This is a genomic window from Flavobacterium beibuense F44-8 (assembly GCF_000769915.1).
Classification (GTDB): Bacteria; Bacteroidota; Bacteroidia; order Flavobacteriales; family Flavobacteriaceae; genus Flavobacterium; species Flavobacterium beibuense.
This window is the reverse complement of the sequence record NZ_JRLV01000043.1, coordinates 1-1849: the sequence shown is the minus strand read 5'-3', so window position 1 is coordinate 1849 and position 1849 is coordinate 1. Positions and strand designations below refer to the sequence as shown.

Here is a 1849-nt window from a genome sequence, read left to right as displayed (position 1 = left end):
AGCCTGTTGCAACCGATAACTGTGACGGAGAGATTTCATACACTAAAACTGAAGGTTCGTTCGTATCTTCAGGTTGTGCTAACGCAGGTACTTACACCAACACCTGGGTAGCCACCGACCTATGTGGTAATGTATCGGAAATCTTCACTCAGATAATCACTATTGAAGATACTACCGCCCCGATGTGGAATACTGCTTCTTCTGAATTAGATATTACCCTTGAGTGTAGCGACCTTGATGGATTAGCCGCTGCTCAGGCGCAACAGCCTGTAGCCACAGACAACTGTGACGGGGAGATTGCCTACACCAAAACAGAAGGTTCATTTGTGTCATCAGGCTGCGTGAACACAGGGACTTACACCAATATCTGGGTAGCCACCGACATGTGTGGTAATATATCGGAAATCTTCACTCAAATCATAACTATTGAAGACACTACTGCTCCGCTGTGGTCAACAATGGATGCCGAACTTAATGTAACTTTAGAGTGTAGCGACCTTGACGGTTTAGCTGCCGCTCAGGCGCAACAGCCTGTAGCTACCGATAACTGTGACGGAGAGATTTCATATACTAAAACTGAAGGTTCTTTTGTGTCATCTGGTTGTGCTAACGCAGGAACCTATACTAATACCTGGGTAGCAACCGACCTGTGTGGAAACGTATCGGAAGTGTTTACTCAGATAATCACTATCGAAGATACTACTGCTCCGCTGTGGAGTACTGCTTCTTCTGAATTAGATATCACTCTTGAATGTAGCGACCTTGACGGATTGGCTGCTGCTCAGGCGCAACAACCCGTAGCAACCGATAACTGTGACGGAGAAATAAGCTACACTAAAACAGAAGGTTCTTTCGTATCTTCAGGTTGTGCTAATAGTGGTACTTACACCAATACCTGGGTAGCCACCGACCTGTGTGGTAATGTATCGGAGATTTTCACTCAGATAATCACTATCGAAGATACTACCGACCCGGTGTGGAGTTCAGAACCAATGGAACTGGACATCACTTTAGAGTGTAGCAACCTTGACGGATTGGCTGCCGCTCAGGAGCAACAGCCTGTCGCAACAGACAACTGTGACGGAGAAATCAGCTACACTAAAACAGAAGGTTCGTTCGTATCCTCAGGTTGTGCCAATAGTGGTATTTATACCAATACCTGGGTAGCGACTGACCTGTGTGGTAATGTATCGGAAATCTTCACTCAAATCATAACTATTGAAGATACTACTGCTCCGATGTGGTCAACTATGGATGCTGAACTGAATATCACTTTAGAGTGTAGTGACCTTGACGGACTGGCTGCCGCTCAGGCGCAACAGCCTGTTGCAACCGATAACTGTGACGGAGAAATCAGCTACACTAAAACAGAAGGTTCTTTCGTATCCTCCGGTTGTGCTAATAGTGGTACTTACACCAATACCTGGGTAGCGACTGACCTGTGTGGTAATGTATCGGACATCTTCACTCAAATCATAACTATTGAAGACACTAATGCTCCGGTGTGGTCAACAATGGATGCTGAACTGAATATCACTTTAGAGTGTAGCAACCTTGACGGACTGGCTGCCGCTCAGGCGCAACAGCCTGTCGCAACAGACAACTGTGACGGTGAGATTTCATATACCAAAACAGAAGGTTCATTTGTATCCTCAGGTTGTGCCAATAGTGGTACTTATACCAATACCTGGGTAGCCACCGACCTGTGTGGTAATGTATCGGAAGTATTTACCCAAATAATCACTATTGAAGATACTACGGCTCCGGTGTGGTCAAGTGTTGTTGAAGAACTTAATATTACCCTTGAATGTAGTGATTTTGAAGGACTGGAACTTGCTCAGCAAATGGA

1 protein-coding gene is annotated in these 1849 nt (G+C 45.4%); it reads left to right on the top strand.

Annotation, left to right across the window (positions count from 1 at the left end; translation table 11 throughout):
- On the top strand, positions 1–1849 hold a 1849-nt coding region (locus Q763_RS17220), incomplete at both ends, for an HYR-like domain-containing protein (protein WP_035136313.1).